This window comes from Trinickia soli, assembly GCF_002879855.1.
Taxonomy (GTDB): domain Bacteria; phylum Pseudomonadota; class Gammaproteobacteria; order Burkholderiales; family Burkholderiaceae; genus Trinickia; species Trinickia soli.
Genome location: NZ_PNYB01000008.1, coordinates 232131 through 254216, shown reverse-complemented (window position 1 = coordinate 254216; position 22086 = coordinate 232131). Strand labels below are relative to the sequence as shown.

Annotated in this window: 18 protein-coding genes and 2 pseudogenes; 8 read left to right on the top strand and 12 right to left on the bottom strand. The window is 60.5% G+C overall.

Annotated elements, in window-relative coordinates; all coding sequences use genetic code 11:
• Positions 1 to 8 precede the first annotated feature (8 nt).
• Positions 9 to 680 carry an RraA family protein gene (locus C0Z19_RS12150; RefSeq protein WP_102610055.1) on the bottom strand — a complete coding sequence of 224 codons (672 nt, stop codon included), beginning with the start codon at positions 678 to 680 and terminating at the stop codon, positions 9 to 11.
• Between C0Z19_RS12150 and C0Z19_RS12145 the strand changes: the two genes are divergently transcribed.
• Together C0Z19_RS12145 and C0Z19_RS12140 are read left to right on the top strand one after the other, a co-directional pair.
• Positions 679 to 1680 carry a LysR family transcriptional regulator gene (locus C0Z19_RS12145; protein ID WP_233196113.1) on the top strand — a complete coding sequence of 334 codons (1002 nt, stop codon included), beginning with the start codon at positions 679 to 681 and terminating at the stop codon, positions 1678 to 1680. The genes C0Z19_RS12150 and C0Z19_RS12145 overlap by 2 nt on opposite strands.
• 170 nt (positions 1681 to 1850) lie before the next feature.
• A pseudogene (locus C0Z19_RS12140) lies at positions 1851 to 1976 on the top strand (3-hydroxyacyl-CoA dehydrogenase family protein); the annotation flags it as partial.
• 111 nt (positions 1977 to 2087) lie between these two features.
• Here the strand turns inward: C0Z19_RS12140 and C0Z19_RS12135 are convergent.
• Together C0Z19_RS12135 and C0Z19_RS12130 are read right to left on the bottom strand one after the other, a co-directional pair.
• Positions 2088 to 2522: a hypothetical protein gene (locus tag C0Z19_RS12135; RefSeq protein ID WP_102610053.1), complete on the bottom strand. Its 435-nt coding sequence runs from the start codon at positions 2520 to 2522 to the stop codon at positions 2088 to 2090.
• A gap of 22 nt (positions 2523 to 2544) precedes the next feature.
• The gene (locus tag C0Z19_RS12130) at positions 2545 to 3021 is read right to left on the bottom strand and encodes a pyridoxamine 5'-phosphate oxidase family protein (protein WP_102610052.1); all 477 of its coding nucleotides are present in this window, start codon (positions 3019 to 3021) and stop codon (positions 2545 to 2547) included.
• A gap of 189 nt (positions 3022 to 3210) precedes the next feature.
• On the opposite strand from C0Z19_RS12130, the gene C0Z19_RS12125 reads away from it, so the two are divergent.
• The gene (locus C0Z19_RS12125) at positions 3211 to 3369 is read left to right on the top strand and encodes a DUF2783 domain-containing protein (protein WP_233196116.1); all 159 of its coding nucleotides are present in this window, start codon (positions 3211 to 3213) and stop codon (positions 3367 to 3369) included.
• Positions 3370 to 3398: 29 nt separating this feature from the next.
• Here C0Z19_RS12125 and C0Z19_RS12120 read toward each other — a convergent pair.
• Positions 3399 to 5040, bottom strand: a pseudogene (locus tag C0Z19_RS12120) (IclR family transcriptional regulator).
• Positions 5041 to 5217: 177 nt separating this feature from the next.
• On the opposite strand from C0Z19_RS12120, the gene C0Z19_RS12115 reads away from it, so the two are divergent.
• On the top strand, positions 5218 to 6177 hold the full coding sequence (locus C0Z19_RS12115) for an MBL fold metallo-hydrolase (protein ID WP_102610051.1): 960 nt from the start codon (positions 5218 to 5220) through the stop codon (positions 6175 to 6177).
• Positions 6178 to 6302: 125 nt separating this feature from the next.
• Complete coding sequence (locus C0Z19_RS12110) at positions 6303 to 7640, top strand: MFS transporter (RefSeq protein WP_102610050.1); 1338 nt, start codon at positions 6303 to 6305, stop codon at positions 7638 to 7640.
• A gap of 193 nt (positions 7641 to 7833) precedes the next feature.
• Here C0Z19_RS12110 and C0Z19_RS12105 read toward each other — a convergent pair whose 3' ends face one another.
• The 8 genes from C0Z19_RS12105 to C0Z19_RS12065 form a co-directional block, all read right to left on the bottom strand.
• Positions 7834 to 8556 (bottom strand): enoyl-CoA hydratase/isomerase family protein, encoded by a 723-nt coding sequence (locus C0Z19_RS12105; RefSeq protein ID WP_102610049.1) that lies wholly within the window; start codon positions 8554 to 8556, stop codon positions 7834 to 7836.
• Positions 8553 to 9722 carry a CaiB/BaiF CoA transferase family protein gene (locus tag C0Z19_RS12100; protein WP_102610048.1) on the bottom strand — a complete coding sequence of 390 codons (1170 nt, stop codon included), beginning with the start codon at positions 9720 to 9722 and terminating at the stop codon, positions 8553 to 8555. The genes C0Z19_RS12105 and C0Z19_RS12100 overlap by 4 nt, the downstream gene beginning before the upstream one ends.
• Before the next feature lie 41 nt (positions 9723 to 9763).
• Positions 9764 to 11206, bottom strand: coding sequence for a short-chain fatty acid transporter (locus C0Z19_RS12095; RefSeq protein ID WP_233196112.1), 1443 nt, complete (start codon positions 11204 to 11206; stop codon positions 9764 to 9766).
• A 102-nt stretch (positions 11207 to 11308) separates the two neighbouring features.
• Complete coding sequence (locus C0Z19_RS12090; protein WP_102610046.1) at positions 11309 to 12424, bottom strand: Rieske 2Fe-2S domain-containing protein; 1116 nt, start codon at positions 12422 to 12424, stop codon at positions 11309 to 11311.
• A gap of 81 nt (positions 12425 to 12505) precedes the next feature.
• Positions 12506 to 13522, bottom strand: a complete 1017-nt coding sequence (locus C0Z19_RS12085) for a PDR/VanB family oxidoreductase (RefSeq protein WP_102610045.1) — start codon at positions 13520 to 13522, stop codon at positions 12506 to 12508.
• Positions 13523 to 13707: 185 nt separating this feature from the next.
• Complete coding sequence (locus C0Z19_RS12080) at positions 13708 to 14640, bottom strand: LysR family transcriptional regulator (RefSeq protein WP_102610044.1); 933 nt, start codon at positions 14638 to 14640, stop codon at positions 13708 to 13710.
• A gap of 256 nt (positions 14641 to 14896) precedes the next feature.
• Entirely contained in the window at positions 14897 to 15520 is a 624-nt protein-coding gene (locus C0Z19_RS12070) for a TetR/AcrR family transcriptional regulator (RefSeq protein ID WP_233196111.1), read from the bottom strand.
• Positions 15521 to 15595: 75 nt separating this feature from the next.
• Positions 15596 to 17056, bottom strand: a complete 1461-nt coding sequence (locus C0Z19_RS12065) for an efflux transporter outer membrane subunit (RefSeq protein WP_102610043.1) — start codon at positions 17054 to 17056, stop codon at positions 15596 to 15598.
• Between the two features lie 77 nt (positions 17057 to 17133).
• Between C0Z19_RS12065 and C0Z19_RS12060 the strand changes: the two genes are divergently transcribed.
• The 3 genes from C0Z19_RS12060 (at position 17134) to C0Z19_RS12050 (ending at position 22085) form a co-directional block, all read left to right on the top strand.
• Complete coding sequence (locus tag C0Z19_RS12060; protein ID WP_102610042.1) at positions 17134 to 17751, top strand: TetR/AcrR family transcriptional regulator; 618 nt, start codon at positions 17134 to 17136, stop codon at positions 17749 to 17751.
• Positions 17752 to 17832: 81 nt separating this feature from the next.
• Positions 17833 to 18948 carry an efflux RND transporter periplasmic adaptor subunit gene (locus C0Z19_RS12055; protein WP_102610099.1) on the top strand — a complete coding sequence of 372 codons (1116 nt, stop codon included), beginning with the start codon at positions 17833 to 17835 and terminating at the stop codon, positions 18946 to 18948.
• Positions 18945 to 22085: an efflux RND transporter permease subunit gene (locus C0Z19_RS12050; protein ID WP_102610041.1), complete on the top strand. Its 3141-nt coding sequence runs from the start codon at positions 18945 to 18947 to the stop codon at positions 22083 to 22085. Before C0Z19_RS12055 ends, C0Z19_RS12050 begins: the two co-directional genes overlap by 4 nt.
• The last annotated feature ends 1 nt before the right edge of the window (position 22086 follow it).

Genomic DNA, 22086 nt, shown 5'->3' with positions numbered 1-22086 from the left:
GAAATTGCTCACGCGTCTGCGCGCTCGGGCCGTTGAAGAGTGTGGTACCGCGCCTGCTGTCGGGCCTCGGCCAGCGAAGCTCCCGAGAGCGCGGCTTGCACGATGGATTCCTCAGCCTCATGCAGGCTTAGCGCACGCGCGAACACCTCCGCCGCTCGAGCGGCAGGCACGACGACGACTCCGTCCTGATCGGCCGCGATGATGTCGCCAGGGGCCACCCGCACGTCCCCGAGGCTGACCGGCGCATTCACCGCTTCGACCTGGACACGGTCTTTTCCGGTGCGCATGAACCTTCCGAGGGCATACAGTGGATAGCCGGCTGTATCAGCCTCGAACGTGTCACGGCAGACACCGTTGATCACCGTTCCCGCAATGCCGCGATGCGCGCCAATTCTGCTCAGGATGCCGCCCCACACAGTGCAGTCCGTGCGCCCGGCATTATCGAGAACCACCACGGCTCCGGCTGGTGTGTCGTCGAGATAATCGCCCACGGTGCCCGGGGCGGCCTGATCCACCGGCCCATAGCGAACGGTATAGGCCGGTCCGAAGATCCGTGTGACACCCGCGATGTGACCGATCCCCAGCGCGCTGCCCGGCAATCTAAGCGCGTCCAAGGCGTCCGAGATTTCTGCGGTGCTGAGATTCGCCGCGGCGGGCAGTATTGCCGCGAGTTCGTTCATGGCGTTCAAAGTGCGTCTCCTGGTTTTCAAATGCCTCGAACGCATTATCAAAGCCAAGAAAATCAACATCAAACATCGAATTTTGAGCGTAAGATCAGTTTTTATGAACTTGAGACAGATCAGATATTTCTGCGAGATCGTGACCAGCGGCAGCGCAGCTGCAGCTGCAGCGCGTTTGCATGTAGCGCCGACAGCGATCAGCATGCAGTTGGCCATGCTTGAATCAGACCTCGGCGGAGAGTTGTTCGACCGATCCCGGCGTCCGATGAGCTTGACTGCGCTGGGCCGATACTTTCACCCACGTGCCAAGGCCTTGCTTGCAGAGGCCGTGGGCCTGGAGGAGGAGACGCGAGACGTTGCCGCAGGGCGAAGTGGCGTTCTGAGCATCGGCTACACCCGATCCTCAATCTTCACAATCCTGCCCAGGGCGCTGCGCGCATTCCGTTCGACGCACCCTCGCGTGAAGATCGAACTGATCACGCTGTTGTCGGAGCATCAGTACGAACAACTGCTGAATGGGCGGATACAGGTTGGAATATCGCGTTACCTGGGCGCAGTCGAGCCTCTCGACGGATTCACGTTTACACCTCTCATCGACGAGCCGTTCGTGGTGGCGTTGCCCAGCGGACACCGGTTGTGCCGACGTAAGTCAATTCGCGCAGCCGAACTCGTCGATGACGACTTCATTGCTTATCCGAAGGATCCGCAGAGTCGTTTCGCAGAACACACTCGCTCTCTCCTAAGAGAAGCCGGCCTTGAGAAGGTCGCAGCCTATGAAGCGAATGACATCCATACGGCGCTGGGCATGGTCGCGTCGGGGCTGGGATTCTCCTTGGTAGGCGAATCGGTAGGGGCGTGCAGTCGAACAGATGTCAGTTTTGTCCGTGTCGCGGATATATCGGCTACTGCGCGCGTCATGGCGGTCACCAGTGCGGGTGAACCCAGCAAGGTGGTATCCGCGTTTCTCGACGCGCTATCGGCCACGACAACTGGTCGATGATGAATGACCACGACGTTCTCGCGTGCCGTCATCCCCCGGCGTCAATGCCGGGATGATCGATGAGCATCCTCTGGATGCACGTCCTGGCGAAACTGATCAGTGATCGCGTGCGACGAATTCAGATCCCTTCAATGCGTTTCTGGATCGAGTAGATTCGACGAGAATATCGCAGTGTCATGGAGGTGATTTACCGCGACCTCAACGATACGAAGTATCGGCCCGCGCCCTTGCTCCGAGAGATGGTCGAGGCGGGCTATCTCGGCCGCAAAACCAAGCAGGGCTTTTACTCCTACTGAGCGGCGCGCGCTTTCGCTGAGCGGTGCTCCATGAGCCTCCCTGCCGTCTCTCAGGCTATCGTCATCGGCGTGGCAATCAGGTAGTTGATAGCCGCATTCCATAAAAGTCTTTCATGGGGCCTTATGGGATTTGGTTTGTCGACCGATCGCCTGCAGAAATGGAAAGGCCGCAAAGCACAGTTGGGCTGCGAGCCCGATCGCACCGGGCACGGACCATAGGCCTGAAAAGTACTCGAGCGCAGTCTCTCTGAACAGAAGTGCGGCAGTGCCCAACTCCACAAGCGTCAATATGGCTAAGGCGATTGCGCCCATCAGCAACGCCTCGTTGGTATCTGTGAGCATCTTGTACCTTCTTGCGCTCCAGCGCGACAGGTTCCAACTCACGACAAGCATAAACGGCGCTTCGAGCGATACGGCCGTTGTCTCACCCAGGCGCGGCGCAATGAGCAGCGTGCGAATCGTTCCGAAAAAGAAGCCGACCGCCAAGACGATCGATGCGTAAAGGTAGCCCGCTTTGGCGCAGGTTGCCCACCTGGGGGTGGCCATGTGAACACCGCGTCAGGGAAGTTTACGATTCCGAGATGGGTGGAAATTCGCAAGTACAAAGATCGGTATGCCCGAAGCCTTGCGAATAATCGAGTACGGATATGACTGTCGGAACAACGCGAAATATCCGCACCTGGTCTGGAGACGGCATCGGCATTGGCAGCGCGTGCATGTCCGGATACTTCAGCGGCAGCATGCGCAGAACCTTCTCGGCTTCGGCGCGATCGGTCACCGGTTGTGCGTGTGCGGCCATCGACAAACCGGTAATCGCCATCAGATCCGAGGTGTCGTGGTCGATCGTGAGTGACACCCGGTCGTTGAGGGCGAGATTGGCTGCCTTCTGACTTTCCAAACCGCAAAGGAAGTAGAGCGTAAGTCCCTCGCTCACATAGCCAACGGTCGTCGCCTGTGGCCAGCCGTCCGGTCTTACTGTGGCGATCGTCATGATTCGGTGCTGATCCAGCAATGACAGGATCTTTTCCTTGAGCTGGTCGTCCATGGGTCACCTCCGGTTCGCGAGAGTTCTATCCTGTTACCGCCCGGTCGCCCCGCACTTGATGCAAATCAACTACAGGTGTTCGTTTTCAGCCACTCTTTGGGCAAGCACTACGGAGGGTATCGGTCTGTGCCGAGACTGATACGGCGGCTGGGGCAACGTACGGATAGTTGCGATGAACAGGCGGACTTTATTGATCGACGCTACCGGCGCTTTGATTGCGACGCCGATAGTCATGCGCTAAATGCAAAGCTCATCTTGTTGCTCGCGAATCACGTCGGCGATATCGACGTACTCAAAGAGGCATTTTTCAAGGCTCGCTCGGGTATGACCAGCAGTGCGCAGGACTGATCCGACGCAGGCGCGTGACTTCCGCTCGCTCAATCCAGGGCTGACTTGGGCGTGAGCAGCCCAAAGCGCCACGACAGCCGCTGCGTCGCGCCTAGCAGGGCACGACCGATCGCGCCGTGGGGGTCGCGATCGAAACCGCTTGACGGTCCAATGACCGCGATCACCAGCCGAACGGTGCCCGTATGATCGAAGACAGGGGCGGCTAGTGCGCTGATGCCGGGCACGGGTGTATCGAAAGCTTCGTCAATACCCGTCTCGCGGATATGGCGCAAGCGCGTGCGATAGGCGCGAGAAATAGTTGGCGCAGTCGCATCTCCTGCAAGCCTGATCGGCTCATGAACCAGAAATCCTTTCAGGGCGTCTTCCGTCATATGCGCGGCGAACACGCGTCCAATTGCGGTATTGACGAGGGACAGGACGGTGCCGACACGTAGGCTGATGTGTTGCGGTCGTGCCGACTCTTCCAACCGGATCACGGTGGGACCCACTGGCCCCAACGTCGACGCGGCAACCGTGAGTTCGGTCGACGCGGCTAGAGAGACGATTTCCGGCTCGGCATCACGTGTCGGCGATAGACGTTGCAGCGCGATCAACCCCAGTTGGAACGCGAGCGGCCCAGCCGCGAAGCAGCCGTCGTCGTTGCGCAACAGCAGGCCGATCTTCTGCAGGCTTACGAGGTGAGGAAACGCTTTCGCGGGTGGCATGCCAGCCGCGGCCGCGAGATCGCGCAGACTGAGCGGTTGGCCGGCTGCTGCAAGCGCCGTCAAAAGTTCGCCGGTACTATCCAGCGCATTGATGCCGCGCTGTGCTTTGGCCTCTGCCGGTCCCGTGGCGACGTGCGGGACGGCGGTGGAATCAGATGGCATGGGTCAGCGTCCTGTGAGGCAGGGCTTGAGTGATTAGGCCGGCGATTTCGCTCATCTCGCGAGCAATCGCTCCGCTCCAGCCGACGTCCATCGCGCCGGATGGCCCGATGACGGTCAGCGCGAGCAAGATCCTGCCGTTTGCGTCGAGTATCGGGGTGCTCATGCTGCTGATGCCGGGACTTGGCATGTCGACGCTGCGTGCCAGGCGGCGTCGCCGGATCGCTTCGAGGCTGGTCTGCTGCTTCTCCCGCAGGGACACGCCCGATGAAGGATCGTGGGCGATCGCGCTTGGCTGGCCAAGGCCCTGGCGCTCCATCATGACGGCGAGTTCGTCCGCGTCGAGAAAAGCCTTGAACACGCGGCCGGTCGACGTGGTCTCCAGCGACATAACGGTGCCGACGTGCAGGTTGACGTGCAGCGGATTGCCGCCGCGCTCGTAACGGACGATCGTCGGCCCCTGTGCGCCGGCGATACAGAGAGCCACGCTAAAGCCGGTGCGCTCGGCCAGCTGCATCGCATAGGGCATTGCGACGCGATAAGCCGGTTGTTCCTCGACGTGCATCAGGCCCAGCCGCAGCGAAAGCGGCCCAGGCTCATAGTAGTTGGTCAAAGCGTCGCGTTTTACGAGACCAAGCTTCGTGAGGCTGACCAGATAGGTGTGGGCCTGCGCTGTCGAAAGACCGGCAGCAGACGCCAATTCACTCAGTGGCAGCGGCTCGCGCCGCGATACGAGCGCTTCAAGGATGCGTCCGGCGACTTCGACGCTCTGAATGCCTCGTTGCGCTTTTGAGGTTGCTTCTTTCAATTGTGAAGTTCGCTCCTACAGGCTTACACCATGGTGCTCGATCGTAACCCATTTGGGGGATCGCGTCGGACATGAGGATTTTCCCGAAGTTTTCGTATAGCAACAAAGTTAGCCATTGACAAATTTAGCGTGCGACGTGACGATGAAGCATCCATCGTTGATTCACCGGAGACAGACGTGACCAAAGCATTCGCATCGCAGGCAGACCTCGAAGAAAAAAAGATCACCTTCACGCAGTTGTCCGAAAACGCATGGGCGTACACGGCGGAAGGAGATCCGAATTCGGGCGTCATCATCGGCGACGACGGCGTCCTCATCGTGGATACGACCGCGACGCCCGCGATGGCACAGGATCTCATCGGAAAGATTCGCAGTGTGACCGACAAGCCGATCAAGTACGTGGTGTTGTCGCACTACCATGCGGTCCGTGTGCTCGGCGCATCGGCGTACTTCAAGGAAGGCGCGCAGCAGGTTATCGCGAGCCGCGGGACCTACGAGATGATCGTGGAGCGCGGCGAGCAGGACATGAAATCGGAGATCGAGCGGTTTCCGCGTCTGTTCGCGGGCGTCGAGACCGTGCCGGGGCTGACATGGCCGACGCTCGTTTTCGAAAGGGAAATTACGTTGTGGCTCGGCAAGCTCGAAGTGAAGATTGCGCATCTGGGTGCGGGCCATACGAAGGGTGATGCGGTCGTCTGGCTGCCGTCGCAAAAAGTGCTGTTTTCGGGTGACCTCGTCGAATACGACGCAGCCTGCTACTGCGGCGATGCCCAACTCGAGCAATGGCCGGCGACGTTGGAAGCGCTGCGCGCACTGAAGGCGGACAAGCTCGTACCGGGCAGAGGGCCCGCTCTGCTGTCGCAGGCCGAAGTGAACAAGGGTCTCGACTACACGAAGGACTTCGTCACGACACTGCTGCAAGCGGGCCGTGACGCCGTTGCGGAAAAGCTCGATCTGAAGGGCGCGATGGCGCTGACTCGCAAGACGATGGACCCGAAGTTCGGTCAGGTCTTCATCTATGAGCATTGCCTGCCTTTCGACGTGTCGCGCGCCTATGACGAAGCAAGCGGCATCACGCATCCGCGTATCTGGACAGCGCAGCGCGACAAAGAGATGTGGAGTGCGCTTCAGGACTGAACGAAACTGCGTTGTAGGAAGGGTCCCGCGCAGGACCCTACTTTTTGAATGAACCAAACAGGGTGCGCAAGACACCTGAAGACGCGCGATCCGCTCTGGTAGGAGCGGCGCCACGGAGACAGCAAATGCAAAACAGCCTCGAACTCGGTTCGTCACGTGTGTCGCATGCGACGGCGGATGACAACCAACTGTTCGTCAAAGCCGCCTGGCGCACGATTCCATTTCTGTTCGTTTGCTATGTCGTATCGTTTCTGGACCGAATCAATATCGGCTTTGCGCAGTTGCAGATGAAGCACGACCTCGGGTTCAGCGACGCGATGTATGGCCTGGGCGCCGCAGTCTTTTACATCGGCTACGTGCTGTGCGAGGTGCCAAGCAACATGCTACTGGCGAAGTACGGCGCTCGCAGAACCTTCACCCGGATCATGCTGCTGTGGGGCGCCGCATCGGTCAGCATGATGTTTGTGTCCAAGCCCTCGCATTTCTATTTCATGCGTTTCATGCTCGGCGTGTTCGAGGCGGGCTTCTTTCCTGGCATCGTGCTTTATCTGACCTACTGGTTTCCGGCGAACCGCCGTGCGGCGGTCATGTCGGTGTTCTTTGCCGGTGTGGCGGTGGCGGGCGTGCTCGGCGGCTTGATGTCCGGTTGGATCATGCGCGACATGGGCGGCGTATTGGGCCTGTACGGCTGGCAGTGGATGTTCGCTTTAGAGGGCGCTCCGGCGTTGCTGCTCGCGTTCGTCGCATTTTTCTATCTGGTCGACAAGCCACAGGATGCGCGGTGGCTGAGCGACGCGCAAAAGAGACGGCTGGTCGCGCTGTGTACGCAGAACGACGGGGGTCCTCAATCGCGGAGCGCGCACGACACGCGCAGCTTCGCTGCGGCGCTCGTGAACCCGCGCGTGTACCTCTTTGCGTTCATCTACTTCTCTTTGACGTGCGCGTCGCTGACCCTAAACTTCTGGATGCCGCTGATGATCCGCGATTTCGGCATCAAGGACGTCGTGCAGGTCAGTCTCTACACAGTCATTCCGAATGCAATCGGTGCGGTCGGACTCGTTTTGATCGCACGACGCTCGGACCGCAAAGCTGAGCGCCGTCATCACTTCGCCTTCTGCACCATTGGCGGAGGCATGGCGTTGGCGGCGCTGACCCTGCATCTGAGCAGCTTTGCGGCGATGCTCGCTATCCTTTCGGTCGCATCAGCCCTCATTTTCGCGGCGCTGCCGATTTTCTGGGCCGTGCCGGCCAGCTATCTTTCCGGGAATGCAGCGGCCTCGGGGATTGCGCTCATCAGCAGCATTGGCATTACCAGTGGGATCGTGAGTCCGTGGGTAATCGGCCAGATTCGCACGAGCACAGGGAGTATGGATCTCGCGGTCTATCTGCTCGCCGGATTGCTCGTGATGAGCGGCATCGCATTGATGGCAGGCGTGAAGAAGACGGCCACCTTGCCACAGTGAATCGCGACGTCGGCTTGGGTGAACAGCCGGCGTAGGAACAGAGGGCGGGTGAGGTCGCAGCGTGCTTGTCTGCAATCTTTGCATGTAGTGACCTCGGGCCCTTGACCCGGCGCGACTTCGGGCTCTTCCACGCGAGTGATACCGCTGCAGAGCAGCTTTTGTTTTCATTGGTTACCAGTAAAAAACTGGCGCATTAGCGCTCGCTCACGTACGCGAGGAGGCGCGATTTGAGTCCGGGGCGCGACGCGGACCGAACCAGATCGGCGAGATCCTGATCCGGCCGCCCGCTTTCCAGTACCCGATACAGGTGCTGTTGCGTCGCCGGATCAAGCAGTGTGGCAACCTGCAGCGCTTCGGCGACTGCATCGGCACGTCCGTCTGCTTCGACCAGCCTCGTGACGAGGCCAATATCCGCCGCCTCCGTTGCGCTGATCTGCCGGGTCTGTTCGAGAATTTCGCGAGCCTTTGCATAGCCGACGATGTCGCCAAAGCGCCTCGTGCCCAGCACAAGGCCAAAGCGCAAGCCTGGCATCCGGAAACTTGCATCGGCCGCGCTATAACGATGCCGGCAAGCCGCAAAGAGATCGACGCCGGCGCCGAAGTTGCGTCCATGGGCGAACGCGACCGTCAGACAAGGGGACGACGCGACGAGATGAAGCAATGCCTCGACCCTCACCAGGCGCAATAGCAGGTCAGCGTCGCTCTGGCTATTGAGGTCACCCTGATCGAATCCCGCGCTGAAGTTCCTTCCCTCGCCCTGGAATACGAGCATTCTGGCGCCACTCGCATGCGCATCGTCCACGCCCTGCAACAGCGCTTCGACAAGCGGCGCGTTCAACGCATTCATCTTGTCGGGACGGTTCAACGTGAACGTCCAGGATTGCGCGCTTCTCTCGATTCGGAGGTGGTCCGTCATTGTTTCTCCTCTGCATGGCGCGCGCTGATACCGGCAATGATCTCTTCCGAGTGTTCGCCGAGCCCCGGCGGCGCACGGCGTATTGGCAAGCCGTGCCCCGACAGATTGATCGGCGATCCAAAAGTCCGAGTCTCGACGCCGTTGGGCAACGTGAGCGGCTGAACCCACTGCATGTGCTCCACTTGCGGATCGGCGAGCACATCCGAATAATTGTTGATCGGCGCACAAGGTACGCCGGCCGCTCGAAACTGCTCGAGCCAGAAACGCGCGGGCTGGTCGGCAAAGATTGTCTCGAGCATGAGTCTGAGTTGGTCCTGATGACGCGCGCGATGGCTCTGCGTGGTGAAGCGGTCGTCGTCGGTCCATTCAGGATGACCGAGCACCCGGCATACAGCGGCCCATAGCGCGTTATTGCCGGCGGCCATGCCAAAGTAGCCGTCACGGCAACGAAACGCCTGGTACGGCGCATTGCGCGGATGAGCCGAGCCCATTTTTACCGGATCGCGGCCGCTCCCGAAATACTCCGATGTCTGCAACGCGGCAATGCCGAGCGTCGCACCCAGCATCGAGATGTCGATATGCGAGCCCCGACCCGACTGCGCGACGCGCCGCAACTCAGCCGCGACCGAGAATGCGGCATACAAACCCGCAGAAAAATCGGCTAGGGGCACACCGCATTTGACCGGCGCACCGCCCGGCTCGCCGGTGATACTCATGATGCCGCTCATCGCCTGCAAGGTCAGATCGAAACCACCTTCCTGAGCCCGCGGTCCACTCTGTCCATACGCAGAAATAGAGCAATACAGCAAGCGAGGATTGATGTCCGAAAATGCGGCATAACCAAGGCCTAACCGGTCCATAACACCCGGGCGGTTGTTCTCGATCAGCACATCGGCGTCACCGATCAGCGCTTTCGCAAGACGGACGTCTTCCGGGTCTTTGAGGTTCAACGTAATCGAACGCTTGTTGCGATTCAAAGAAGCGAAGTTCTCGCTGAATCCGGCCGTGATCGGCGGCCATGAACGCAACGAGTCCCCGCCTTCCGGATGCTCAATCTTGACAACGTCTGCGCCCATGTCGGCCAACAGCATGCCGCAGAATGGCCCCGCTGCCACATTGCATATCTCGATGACTCTCACGCCCTCGAGTGCGAGCTGGTTATTCATCTCTATTCCCTTGGAAGGTCAGTAGGCGCTCGTGCGCAGAATCAAGTACCGGCGAAAATCGGCACGATGAACAAATAGGCGAATCCGACAAGGCTCCCGGCCGTCAGAAAGATCACCAGTGTGAAGCCAAGGACCCGCTGCACGCCAACGCCCGCGATTGCTACTACGGGAATCGCCCAGAATGGTTGGAGCAGGCTGCCCGCCATTTCGCCAGCGGCGATCGCCATGGACGTGCCGGGCAACGATGCGCCCAGATGCATGGCCGCAGGAATGGTGAACGGCCCTTGAACCGCCCAGTGGCCGCCGCCACTCGGAATAAACAAAGTAATCAACCCCGACGCGAGATAGCTGAGGAACGGCAGCGTAGCCGTCGAAGCGACATGGATGTAGGCATTGGCGACCACTTCCGCAAGTCCCGTTGCGGCCATGATTCCCATGATTCCGCCATAGAACGGATACTGAAGCAGCATCGGACCGGTCACCTTCGCCGCCTCGGTCACCGCGCGGACATAGCGACGCGGCCTTCCATGCAGACACAAGCCCGCCAGCAGAAAGATAAAAATCACAGTGTTGATATCGAGGCTGACGCCATGACGCGTCCACTCAATGGCGAGGTACGCCGCGCCTGCCACGACGAACACCAACGCACACAGACGAGAGCCTTCGAGCCTGCCGGCGAATGTGTCTGCTCGCGACGAGTCGCCGAGATCGGAGGTCTTTTCAGCGGCTTCAAGCGCATCTTTCCCGGCCGCTATGATGTCGCCTTCCGCGGGCCGCATCAGAATGAAGATGACGGGGATTAGCACCATCGCCGCTAGGCCAGTCAGAAGATTCCACGTTGAAAAAACCGTATGAGACAAAGGCACGACGCTGTGCGTATGCTGCTCGATCAGATTCAGAGGATTGCCCGGAGAAGCAATCGACAACGCGATCGAACTGGACATACCGGTGAACGCCCACAGCACCCATGAACTGTAGCCCGCTGCGACGAGCCAGGCGAAGTCCACGCGTACGTGCTTTGCCACTTGCTTGGAGAGCATGGCGCCGACCACGAGTCCGAAGCCCCAGTTGAGGAACGTCGCAATTGCACCGATCGTAAACACCAGAATGACAGCCGAACACGGTCCGACCGCAAGCCGGCTGAGGCGTTCCAGACCGGACTTGATGATCGGTGCACTCGCTAACGCATAACCGGTCACAAGCACCAGCACCATCTGGAACGCGAACGTGAAGATGCCAAAAATCCCCTTGTACCAGCCGCTTAGAATGACCTCTGGCGTGCCTTTCGGTGCGAACGCGATCGCGAATAGCGAGGTCATGACGGTCAGCAGGATAACAATCACGAAGGGATCGGGCATCAGTCGTTCGAAGAGGTACACGCACGAACCGACCGCCCTTTGCATCAACGATTTTTCGCCAAGCTGGCCATATGATGACGGTGGCGATGCGACGGCTAGTGGCGCCGAAGTTTCATGGGTTTTCACGGGTTGTCTCCAGGCATTGAGCCAAATACTTATGGTGTGCCGGACGTTCGCTCGCACGTGGCGGGAGCCGGCACCCGCCACGCCGTCCACGTGAACAGCTATTCAAGTCGTGACCGGCTCCTTGACGTCGGTCCGCTTATCGGCTGGCACGATCTGCAACTCTCGCTCTTTACGCTGAAGGCCCATCAGGATCTGGCGGGCGCGCCGCAATGCCTTGTCAGTCTTGAGGAAGAGTTCGGAATATCCGTCATCCGGAAACTCCATCATTGCTTGCTGGCGTTCCAGCGCCCACTGATCCTGTGCGACCACTTCCGGGAACATTTCCGCGACGCGTTGCGCCGTTGGTACCGTCGGGTCGCTCAAGGTTCTGTGCCAGTTCTTGCACGACACGGACCAACGCCAGACCAGATTGCGCTCGTCGACCGGCAAATGGAGATGCAACAGCGTGTATCCGCGCTCCCTGTCTGTTCCGAGCTCACCTGGCGGCGCAACGCGCATCACGACTCGCGTGAGTCCCGGGGTCACCATGCAATGCGTATGAATCCGCTCTACCGTGTCGTACAGAAACCATTCTTTCAAATATGCCGGTTGCTGATAGCTGCCGACGTGTCGGGTGGTTTTTACGTACGTATATCCTTCGCTTTCGCCTTCTTCCAGGTCCACCGGAATCTTGCTGTTCTCCTTGTCGCCGATATTGCCGTCGTGCAAGGGATAGAAATGCGTGATGTCGAGCAGGTTTTCGATCAGCAGAAGATAATTGGCCGGCACGCGCAGCGGGCCCGGAGAACCGATCGAAAGATTCGCGGGATCGAGAATCTCCGGCGTGCGCGGCGGCGCCACGCGTTGTGCCGCTGCGGGGTTGCCCGGCCAGATCCACACTACGCCGTCCTGTTCCTTCACCGGGATCACGTTGAGACGCGCTTGCGAAGGAATTGGCTTATCCGGCTGGGAAGGAATCGCAATACATTGTCCGCTCGTGTCGTAGCACAATCCGTGGTATGCGCACTCCAAACGCCCGCCGTCGAGCAGTTTGCTCTGCGAGAGCGGGAAGCGCTTATGGCAGCAACGGTCGTCGAACGCGACGACTTCACCTTTATCGGAGCGCCACATTACGACCGGCCGTCCGACTATCTTGTGTCCTTGCAATTCACCCTCGGGAAACTCGGATGAGAAACCGATGGGATACCAGCAATCCTTAATATATTCGAATGTGCTCATGACAAAACTGTCTCCAGTGGGTTTTTTTTAGCAAGCGCATCCCACTGCGCCCGCCGAGTGCGAAGAATCGGAAACGCTGAACTAAAGGTCGAGAACAATTGACGCGCTCTTTGCGCGACTGCAGCAGATCATGATGAATTCTTCCCGATCGTCTTCGTCGAGCACCGAGTCGCGGTGAAGTGGGTCACCGGAGAGATAGCGGGTCATGCACGTGCCGCAATAGCCTTCGCAGCACGAGGTCTCGACCTCTATTCCGTGCAGTTTCAGCGCATCGACGATCGTCTCACCCGGGTGCACCGTAAGGCGCTTCTTCGAGCGCGCCAGTTCGACTTCGAACGGCGTGTCGGGGTCGTCGCCCTTTGTTCGCGCCGGCGAGCCCGATGCGGAGAAACGCTCGCAATGGACAGCGTCGCGTGGCCAGTGTCCGCTTGCCGCTTCGATGGCATCCATGAGTCCTGCTGGGCCGCAGTAGTACAGGTGCGCGCCATCTGGACGGCTTTGCAGGGTCGCCTTCAGATCGAGCCCCTTGCCGGGGTCGCCGTTGTCGTAGTGGATCGACGCCAGCCCGCTGGCAACAAGACCGCACAATGCCCCCGTGAACGCGGTTCGTTGCGGCGTGCGGGCGCAATAATGCAGATGAAATGCTTCGCCGCGACGCTGAACTTCGGCGACCATCGACATGAGCGGTGTGATCCCTATCCCGCCAGCGATGAAGACATGTCGTGTGGCTGAATTCGACAGTGCAAAATGATTACGGGGCGCGGACACAGTCACGATCTGCCCGGCTCGTAACACATCGTGCATCGCCACTGATCCACCTCGGCCGAGCGGATCACGCAGCACGGCAATCACATAGCGATGACGCTCTGTGGATGGATTGCACAGGGAGTACTGGCGAATCAGGCCCTGGGGTAAATGGACGTCAATGTGCGAACCTGGGGTAAACGCAGGCAACGTGTCGCTGTCCACGCTAACAAATTCGAACGCATTGATGTCTTCGGCCAGATAGGATACGGACTGCACCCGCACCCGCAGTTTCGAGGGCGCCATGGAATCCTGGCGCACAAGTGGGGCTTCGTGCAGAGTGACTGCGTTCATGTCTTCCTCCTATGCTGCTCTGGATGGCAACTTCGGCGCATCGGATCGTGTCGATCAGTGTCAGTGCGCCGTTGCTTTGGAGAAAGAGTAGATGCGTCGACCTATAAGAACAAACGAGTAATTTTCGAGTGCATGCATCAACTTTCTTGAACCGATTTGATGCCATGCAACATTTTGCGGAACACCTATTGTCTGTCGAAAGTGCTTACCTCGCGCGCGAGCTCAGCCACGGTCCGGGCCAGCGAGAAGGAGTGTCCCTGGGGAAGCACGGCGACAAACTGGACAGGTTCGAGTCGTGGAGACGTTGTGACGATTTTAAGCCGGCCGTTTGCTATTTCGCCCGCGTAATGTTTTGCTGGCAGGTACGCGACGCCCATGCCAGCCATCGTCATTGAAGCCGCCACTGCTACGCTTTTGCAGCGCGCGAGATAACGGCCGCGCACATGTTCATTCTGGAACCAGTCCTCGATCGCCGAATAGTGAAATGACTTCGGCTTCATCCCGATAATCGGGTAGCGCGCCAGCTCTGCCGGGCCGTATACGCGATCCTCAAGCCCCAACGCGGGGCTTGCCATCCACTCGAAGACAACCGAGCCAAGCGATAACGTGGAGAGTTCTTGCGCGCGCGAATGACCGGGCGCGAGGACAAGCTCAAGTTCGGCTTGCGCAAGGCTTTCCATGAGCTCTGCTGTGAGCGCCTCTTCGATCTCAAGGCGTACGTTGGGATAGCGCTCCGCGATGGTGCGTATCAGTTCAGGCAACCATGTTGTCGTAATGACTTCGGCGACACCGAAACGAACCGTGCCGAACATCGATTCCGGCGCAGCGATGCGATGCTCGAGTTCTGTCGACAAATCGAGAATGCGGCTGGCGTATTCCATCAGCTCTCGTCCCTTCGGCGTGAGCCGTGCCGTTCTGTGGGTACGATCGAATAGCTCAACGCCAAGCGTGCGCTCGAGTTCGCGGACCCGCATGGACACTGCGGACTGTGTCGCATACAACCTCTCGGCAGCCGCCGAAAAACTGCCTAGCGTTACGGTCCAGAAAAAGGTCTCCAGTTGTTGCAAAGTCACGTTTGCCTCCGCACGCTTCGTATTGAGGAAGTTCGGCCAGATCATTTCTGGTCAGTGTACGCAGCGTACCGCCTTTGAAATCGCTTGAGCCTTTTTCAATGCCTTGATCGACGCTAGGGTGAATTGCCGTGGTCACACCCCGTAGCAAATGCACGGATGGTAGAGAGCCCGCATCAACCGCTAGGGCGAACCTTTGCGTTGACGCCGGCTAACTGGTGCAGGGTAAGAGGGAGCGCGCAGGGCTTTGGGGGAATAGGGGCGCGCAACAGATCCGAATTCCTCGTCGCACCTCAAACACGCTCTATTCGGAATAGGTGCGGAAAAGCATGCTCGCGTAGCTTTCGGTCAGCATTACATCGACCGGCGCATTCGATACTTCCCCCCGCATCACCCGTTTGACGTAGCCGATGCCGTCCATCATTACCATGGCAGCAAGCGCATGGTTGGCAAGCGAGTCCCCCACCAATATCGTGTTCGCGCCGTTGAAGAGTTGCTCGATGAAGCGCGCGATAATGTCGCGCTTTTCAGCGCACATGGCGCTCAGATGTAACCGAAACTTGACATCGCGCGCCGCGTGCAAACGTGCTTCGGCCCACAGCAAGTAGTGTTTGTCATCGCGATAGCATTGGTCGAGCCAGGACGCGAACTGTTTCTGAACGTCTGCATTGGATGGTGCGTTGTCCATCATCGCCTGCAGGTTCTCGCAGAATTTCTCGTGATCGAGTCGCAGTAGCTCGACGAACAGATCGGCTTTGCTGCGGAAGTTGGAGTAGAACGCGCCTCGGGTGTAGCCCGCACGCGCGGCGATTTCCTCTACGCTGATAGCAGCCAACCCTTTTTCCGCGATGCATGGTGCTGCTGCATCGAGCAGGCGCTGCCGGGTTCGCTCACGGTTTTCTGCTCGAGTCATTCGTTTGGGTGGCATGCGACGCAGGGCTCGTCTGGTTACGAACGATGACCGAAGGCCGGTTCCCGGCAGGTCGTTGAGTGCGTACGCTTGTTATTTGCTCGCGACCGCCTCGGATTTCGAAGATTCCCATCCACCACCGAGCGCCTTGAACGCCCCAACCGCCGCGCGCGCAGACTCGGCTTGCGCCTGCACCTGCTCATCCGATGCGCGCAGCAGATTCTCGTCCGCCTGTAGGACTTCGATCAAACTGACGACGCCTTTCTGATATGCCGCGAACGACGCGGCTCGCGCGCGGCCGAGTGAGTTCACGCCGTCGGCAAGAACGGCTGCCTGCTCGTCGCGCTTGACGAGGGCCGAGAACGCATTTTCCACATCCTCGGTTGCATGTAGTGCGGCAAGCCGATACGCGGCCAGCATTTCGGCATCCTGTCCTTTGGCCTGTGCGATCTGCGCGTTGATCCGGCCGAAGTCGAACAGGCGCCAGCGCAGGCCGAGCACTCCGGCCGCCTGATTGGCACCGCCGGCAAACAAGTTGCCCGCTCCCATCGTCGTCGCGCTGCCGATCAACCCACTCAGCGAGAACTTCGGGTAATACTCGGCAATGGCCACACCGATGCGCGCGTTGGATGCCGCGACGCGACGCTCGGCGACGATCAGATCGGGCCGGCGCCTGAGCAGCTCTCGCGGCGATCCCATGGCCGCAATCTGCGGAGCGACCGGGATCTCGCCCGATTCCAGAAGTTCGGCCCGATGCGTACCGGGCTGCGCTCCGACCATGACATCCAGCGCATTCATGGATGCGTCCAGTGCCGCTTGCAACACCGGGACGGATGCGCGGACCTGCGCCAGCCTGCCTTCGGCCTGCCGAACCTGAAGCTCTGCCGCCAGTCCCTTTCCGTAGAGCACATTGATGGTCGATAGCAGATCCTGTTGCGTCTGCACCTGGCGCCGCGCGACCTTCAGACGACCCTGCAATCCGCGAATGGTGATGTAGATGTCCGCGGTCTGCGCCGCGACGGCCAGGCGCGTCGCCACCGCCCCGGCTTCCGATGCCTGATAGTCGGCCAGCGCCGCCTCCCGGCCGCGTCGCAGCCCGCCAAACACGTCCAACTCCCAGCTCGCGCTGAAATTGGCCTCATAGTCGTTGCCGTAACGGTCGAAACCGGGCGTCGAATCAAGCACGCGTCCCAACGGGGTCTCTACCGACTGATAGACGCGCGCCGCTTGGCCGCTGACATTACCGGACGGCAACAACGCCGCGTTCGCCGCGCCAAGTCCCGCACGCGCTTGGGCGACGCGGGCAGCGGCCTGCGCAAGGTCGAGGTTCTGTTGCAGCGCGAGCGTAACGAACCGTGTCAGTTGGGGATCGCCGAAACCGGTCCACCACGTCGCGAGTTCGCTTTGGGCAGCCGTATGCCGCTGCTCTACGGCCGTCTGCCCCTGGAACCGTTCGGGCATTGCGATGTCGGGCCGGACATAATCGGGTCCTACAGCGCAGCCTGCCGAGAGACTGGCGACAACGAGCACGGCAAGGAAGGGTCTGAGGAACATGAGCGTCTTCGCAGAGTTCGAATGGTGACTATAATACCAAATAGTCACTGATTGTCCATTCCTGTATGCTATCTCCCATGGAAAAAGTCACCCGTTCCCCCATCGCGGCTCGCGGCCCCGCTGACCACGAAGTGCGAAATCAGATCGTCGCTGCTGCCACCGAACACTTCAGCCGGTACGGCTACGAGAAAACAACCGTCTCGGACTTGGCCAGGGCCATCGGTTTTTCGAAGGCCTACATCTACAAGTTCTTCGAGTCGAAGCAGGCAATCGGCGAAATGATCTGCGCGAACTGCCTGCACGAGATCGAAAGCGATGTCCGGGCGGCCGTCGAGGAGACCGATCTTCCGGCAGAAAAGCTGCGGCGGATGTTCAAGGTCTTTACCGAAGCAAGCCTTCGTCTGTTTTTTCGGGATCGCAAGTTGTACGACATCGCCGCATCGGCGGCCACGGAAAACTGGCAGGCGGTGCAAGCCTATGAAGCACGCGTACAGAAGTTGCTGCAGGACGTTCTCCAGGAAGGCCGGCAAACCGGCGACTTCGAACGCAAGACGCCGCTCGACGAAGCGACGGCGGCAATCTATCTCGTGATGCGGCCCTACCTTAATCCCTTGCTGCTCCAGTACAACTTCGATTCCGCCGATGTCGCGCCGGCGCAGCTGTCCAGTCTGGTCCTTCGCAGCCTGTCGCCTTAAGTCGCTGGTCTAGTGACCATTGACTATTTTGGTCACGTGAATCACAATGAAAGTCCCGATCACTTCGTCAATGGGACTGTCATGCTTCGGCGTCGCCTCGTTCTCTCCACAGTCGCTTCCGCGCTGCCATTTGCGCTAGCCGCTTGCAGCGGAAAAGCGCCTTCCGATCCGCGCACCGAGGCGCCCCTCGTGCGCACCGCCGTCGTTCAGGCGGCGCTCCCCGCGTCCCGTGCGTTTACCGGAACCGTTGCCGCTCGAGTGCAGAGCGACCTCGGGTTTCGCGTGTCAGGCAAGGTGCTGGAGCGGTTCGCGGATGCCGGCCAAACCGTCAAGCGCGGTCAACTGCTGATGCGGATCGATCCCGTCGACTTGAAGCTGGCCGCACAGGCACGGCAAGACGCAGTCACCGCCGCCCGGGCACGGGCACAGCAAGCTGCGCAGGACGAGGCGCGCTATCGCGATCTGCGCGGCACGGGTGCGATCTCGGCCTCGGCCTATGACCAGGTCAAGGCGGCCGCCGATGCCGCTCGGGCGCAGCTGAGCGCGGCCGAGGCCGACGCCGATGTTGCACGCAACGCAACGCGCTATGCGGAGCTGGTCGCAGACGGCGATGGCGTCGTCATGGAAACACTCGCCGAACCCGGCCAGGTCATCAGCGCGGGACAGCCGGTGGTACGTCTGGCCCACGCCGGCAGTCGCGAAGCCGTGATCCAGCTGCCCGAAACGCTGCGCCCCGCAATTGGCTCGGTCGCGCAAGCGACGCTATTCGGCAGCGATGGCACGAGCGAACCGGCCACGCTGCGCCAGTTATCCGATTCAGCCGATCCGCGTACCCGCACCTTCGAAGCGCGGTACGTACTGCAACGCGCGCTGGCCAACGCGCCGCTTGGCGCCACGGTCACGGTTCGGATTCCGGACGCGAATGCGGCGCTGCAAGGCGGCTTGCAGGTGCCGATCGGTGCGTTGCTGGATACGGGAAAGGGGCCTGGGGTATGGGCCATCAACGGTGAACCGGCACGGGTCGCGTGGCGTCCGGTGAAGGTTGAACATCTGGATGACGACACCGCCCGCGTTTCCGGCGGACTGAAGCAAGGCGACCGGGTCGTCGCGCTCGGCGCGCAACTGCTGCACGAAGGCGAGTCGGTCCGCGTGTCCGGCCCCGCCGTCATGATGGCGAACGAAGGAGCACGGCCGTGAGCGAAGGTCGATTCAATCTGTCGGCGCTCGCGGTGCGCGAGCGTGCGATCACGCTGTTCCTGATCTGCCTGATCTCGCTGGCCGGACTCATGTCCTTCTTCAAGCTGGGCCGCGCGGAAGACCCGGCATTCACGGTCAAGGGGATGACCATCATCACCGCCTGGCCAGGCGCCACCGCGCAAGAAATGCACGACCAGGTCGCGGAAAAGATCGAAAAGCGCATGCAGGAGTTGCGCTGGTACGACCGGACCGAGACCTATACGCGCCCCGGTTTGGCTTTCACGACGTTGACGCTGCTCGACAGCACACCACCGTCGGAAGTGCAGGAGCAGTTCTATCAGGCGCGGAAAAAGATCGGTGACGAGGCGGCCAACCTGCCGGCCGGCGTGATCGGACCAATGGTCAACGATGAATATGCTGACGTTACCTTCGCCCTTTTCGCGCTGAAGGCCAAGGGCGAGCCGCAGCGCCTACTCGTGCGCGATGCGGAAACGCTGCGTCAGCGGCTGCTGCATGTGCCTGGGGTGAAAAAGGTCAACATCATCGGCGAACAAGCCGAGCGCATCTACGTACAGTTTTCGCATGACCGGCTGGCGACGCTCGGCGTCAGCCCGCAGGATGTGTTCGCCGCGCTCAACGGCCAGAATGCACTGACGCCGGCCGGTTCTGTCGAAACGCGGGGGCCGGAGGTGTTCATCCGACTGGACGGCGCATTCGACAAACTGCAAAAGATCCGCGACACGCCGGTCGTCGTGCAGGGCCGCACACTAAAGCTGTCTGACATTGCCACCGTCGAGCGCGGTTATGAAGATCCGGCGACATTCATGATCCGTAACAATGGCGAACCCGCGCTGCTGCTGGGTATCGTGATGCGCGACGGCTGGAACGGGCTCGATCTCGGCAAGGCACTGGACAGCGAAGTCGGCGCGATCAATCGAGAGTTGCCGCTCGGCATGAGCCTGACCAAGGTGACCGATCAGTCCGTCAACATCAGGTCGGCGGTCGACGAGTTCATGATCAAGTTCTTCGCTGCGCTGCTGGTCGTCATGCTCGTGAGTTTCGTGAGCATGGGCTGGCGCGTGGGGCTGGTGGTCGCCGCGGCCGTGCCGCTGACGTTAGCCGTGGTGTTCGTCGTCATGGCCGCGACAGGCAAGAGCTTCGATCGCATCACGCTCGGCTCGCTAATCCTGGCGCTCGGTCTGCTCGTGGACGACGCGATCATCGCGATCGAAATGATGGTCGTGAAGATGGAGGAGGGCTATGGCCGCGTGGCCGCGTCAGCCTACGCGTGGAGCCATACAGCCGCGCCAATGCTGGCCGGCACGCTCGTGACCGCAGTCGGCTTCATGCCAAACGGTTTCGCACGCTCAACCGCCGGCGAATACACCAGCAACATGTTCTGGATCGTCGGCATCGCGCTGATCGCATCGTGGGTCGTCGCGGTGGTGTTCACACCGTACCTCGGTGTGAAGATGCTGCCCGACTTCAAGAAGGTAGAAGGCGGCCACGACGCGATCTACGACACGCCCCGCTACAACCGCTTCCGCAAGCTTCTGACGCGCGTCATCGCGCGCAAATGGCTCGTCGCCGGTTCGGTCGTCGGTCTTTTCGTGCTCGCTATCCTCGGCATGGCGATCGTGAAGAAACAGTTCTTCCCGATTTCCGACCGTCCCGAAGTGTTGATCGAGGTTCAGATGCCATATGGCACGTCGATCTCGCAGACCAACGTCGCCACGTCGAAAGTCGAGGCGTGGCTCGCGAAGCAAAAGGAAGCGAGAATCGTCACCGCTTACGTCGGACAGGGCGCTCCACGATTCTATCTGGCGATGGGTCCGGAGTTGCCCGATCCGTCATTCGCGAAGATCGTGGTCCGCACGGACAGTCAGGGCGAGCGTGACGCATTGAAGCAGCGTCTGCGTCAGGCAATCGCAGGCGGTCTCGCGCCTGAAGCGCGCGTGCGCGTCACGCAGCTCGTGTTCGGGCCATATTCGCCGTTCCCCGTGGCTTATCGGGTCACCGGCCCCGATCCCGACAAGCTGCGCGGCATTGCCGCTGAAGTTGAGCGGGTGATGGACGGTAGCCCGATGATGCGCACGGTCAATGCCGACTGGGGCACGCGCTCTCCGACGCTGCACTTCACCTTGCAGCAAGACCGTTTGCAGGCTGTGGGATTGACATCCAGCGCCGTCGCGCAACAACTACAGTTCCTGCTCACCGGCGTGCCCGTCACCGCGGTACGCGAGGATATCCGGACCGTGCAGGTCATCGCGCGCTCGGCCGGCGATGTCCGGCTGGATCCCGCGCGGCTCGGCGATTTCACGCTCGCGGGCGCCAACGGTCAGCGCATCCCGCTGTCACAGGTCGGTAAGGTCGAGGTGCGGATGGAGGAGCCGATCATGCGCTGGCGCGATCGCGTGCCCACGATTACAGTGCGCGGCGATATCGCCGAGGGTCTGCAACCACCGGATGTCTCGACAGCGATCACGAGGCAGCTGCAACCGATCATTGCCACGCTCCCGAGCGGCTATCGAATCGAGGAAGCCGGGTCCATCGAGGAATCCGGCAAGGCGACGAAAGCGATGCTGCCGCTGTTCCCGATCATGCTTGCGGTGACGCTGATCATCATCATCTTCCAGGTGCGTTCGATTTCAGCGATGGTGATGGTGTTCCTGACGAGCCCGCTCGGCCTGATCGGCGTAGTGCCGACGTTGATCCTGTTCCGCCAGCCGTTCGGCATCAACGCGCTCGTCGGCCTCATTGCACTGTCGGGGATCCTGATGCGTAACACGCTGATCCTGATCGGGCAGATCCATCAGAACGAACAGGCGGGGCTGGATCCGTTCCGTGCTGTCGTCGAGGCCACAGTGCAGCGTGCGCGCCCGGTGATTCTGACCGCCATGGCGGCGATCCTCGCATTCATTCCGCTCACCCACTCGGTGTTCTGGGGCACGCTGGCTTACACGCTGATAGGCGGAACATTCGCCGGGACGGTACTGACCCTGGTGTTCCTGCCGGCGATGTATTCGATCTGGTTCAGGATTCGGCCGGGCGACCCGGCGGGCTCTCGCAAGGACCGGCTTGCGCATGCATCTCGACCCGAACCTACGCGGCAGGACGCGATCAACGAACGCAGTTAAA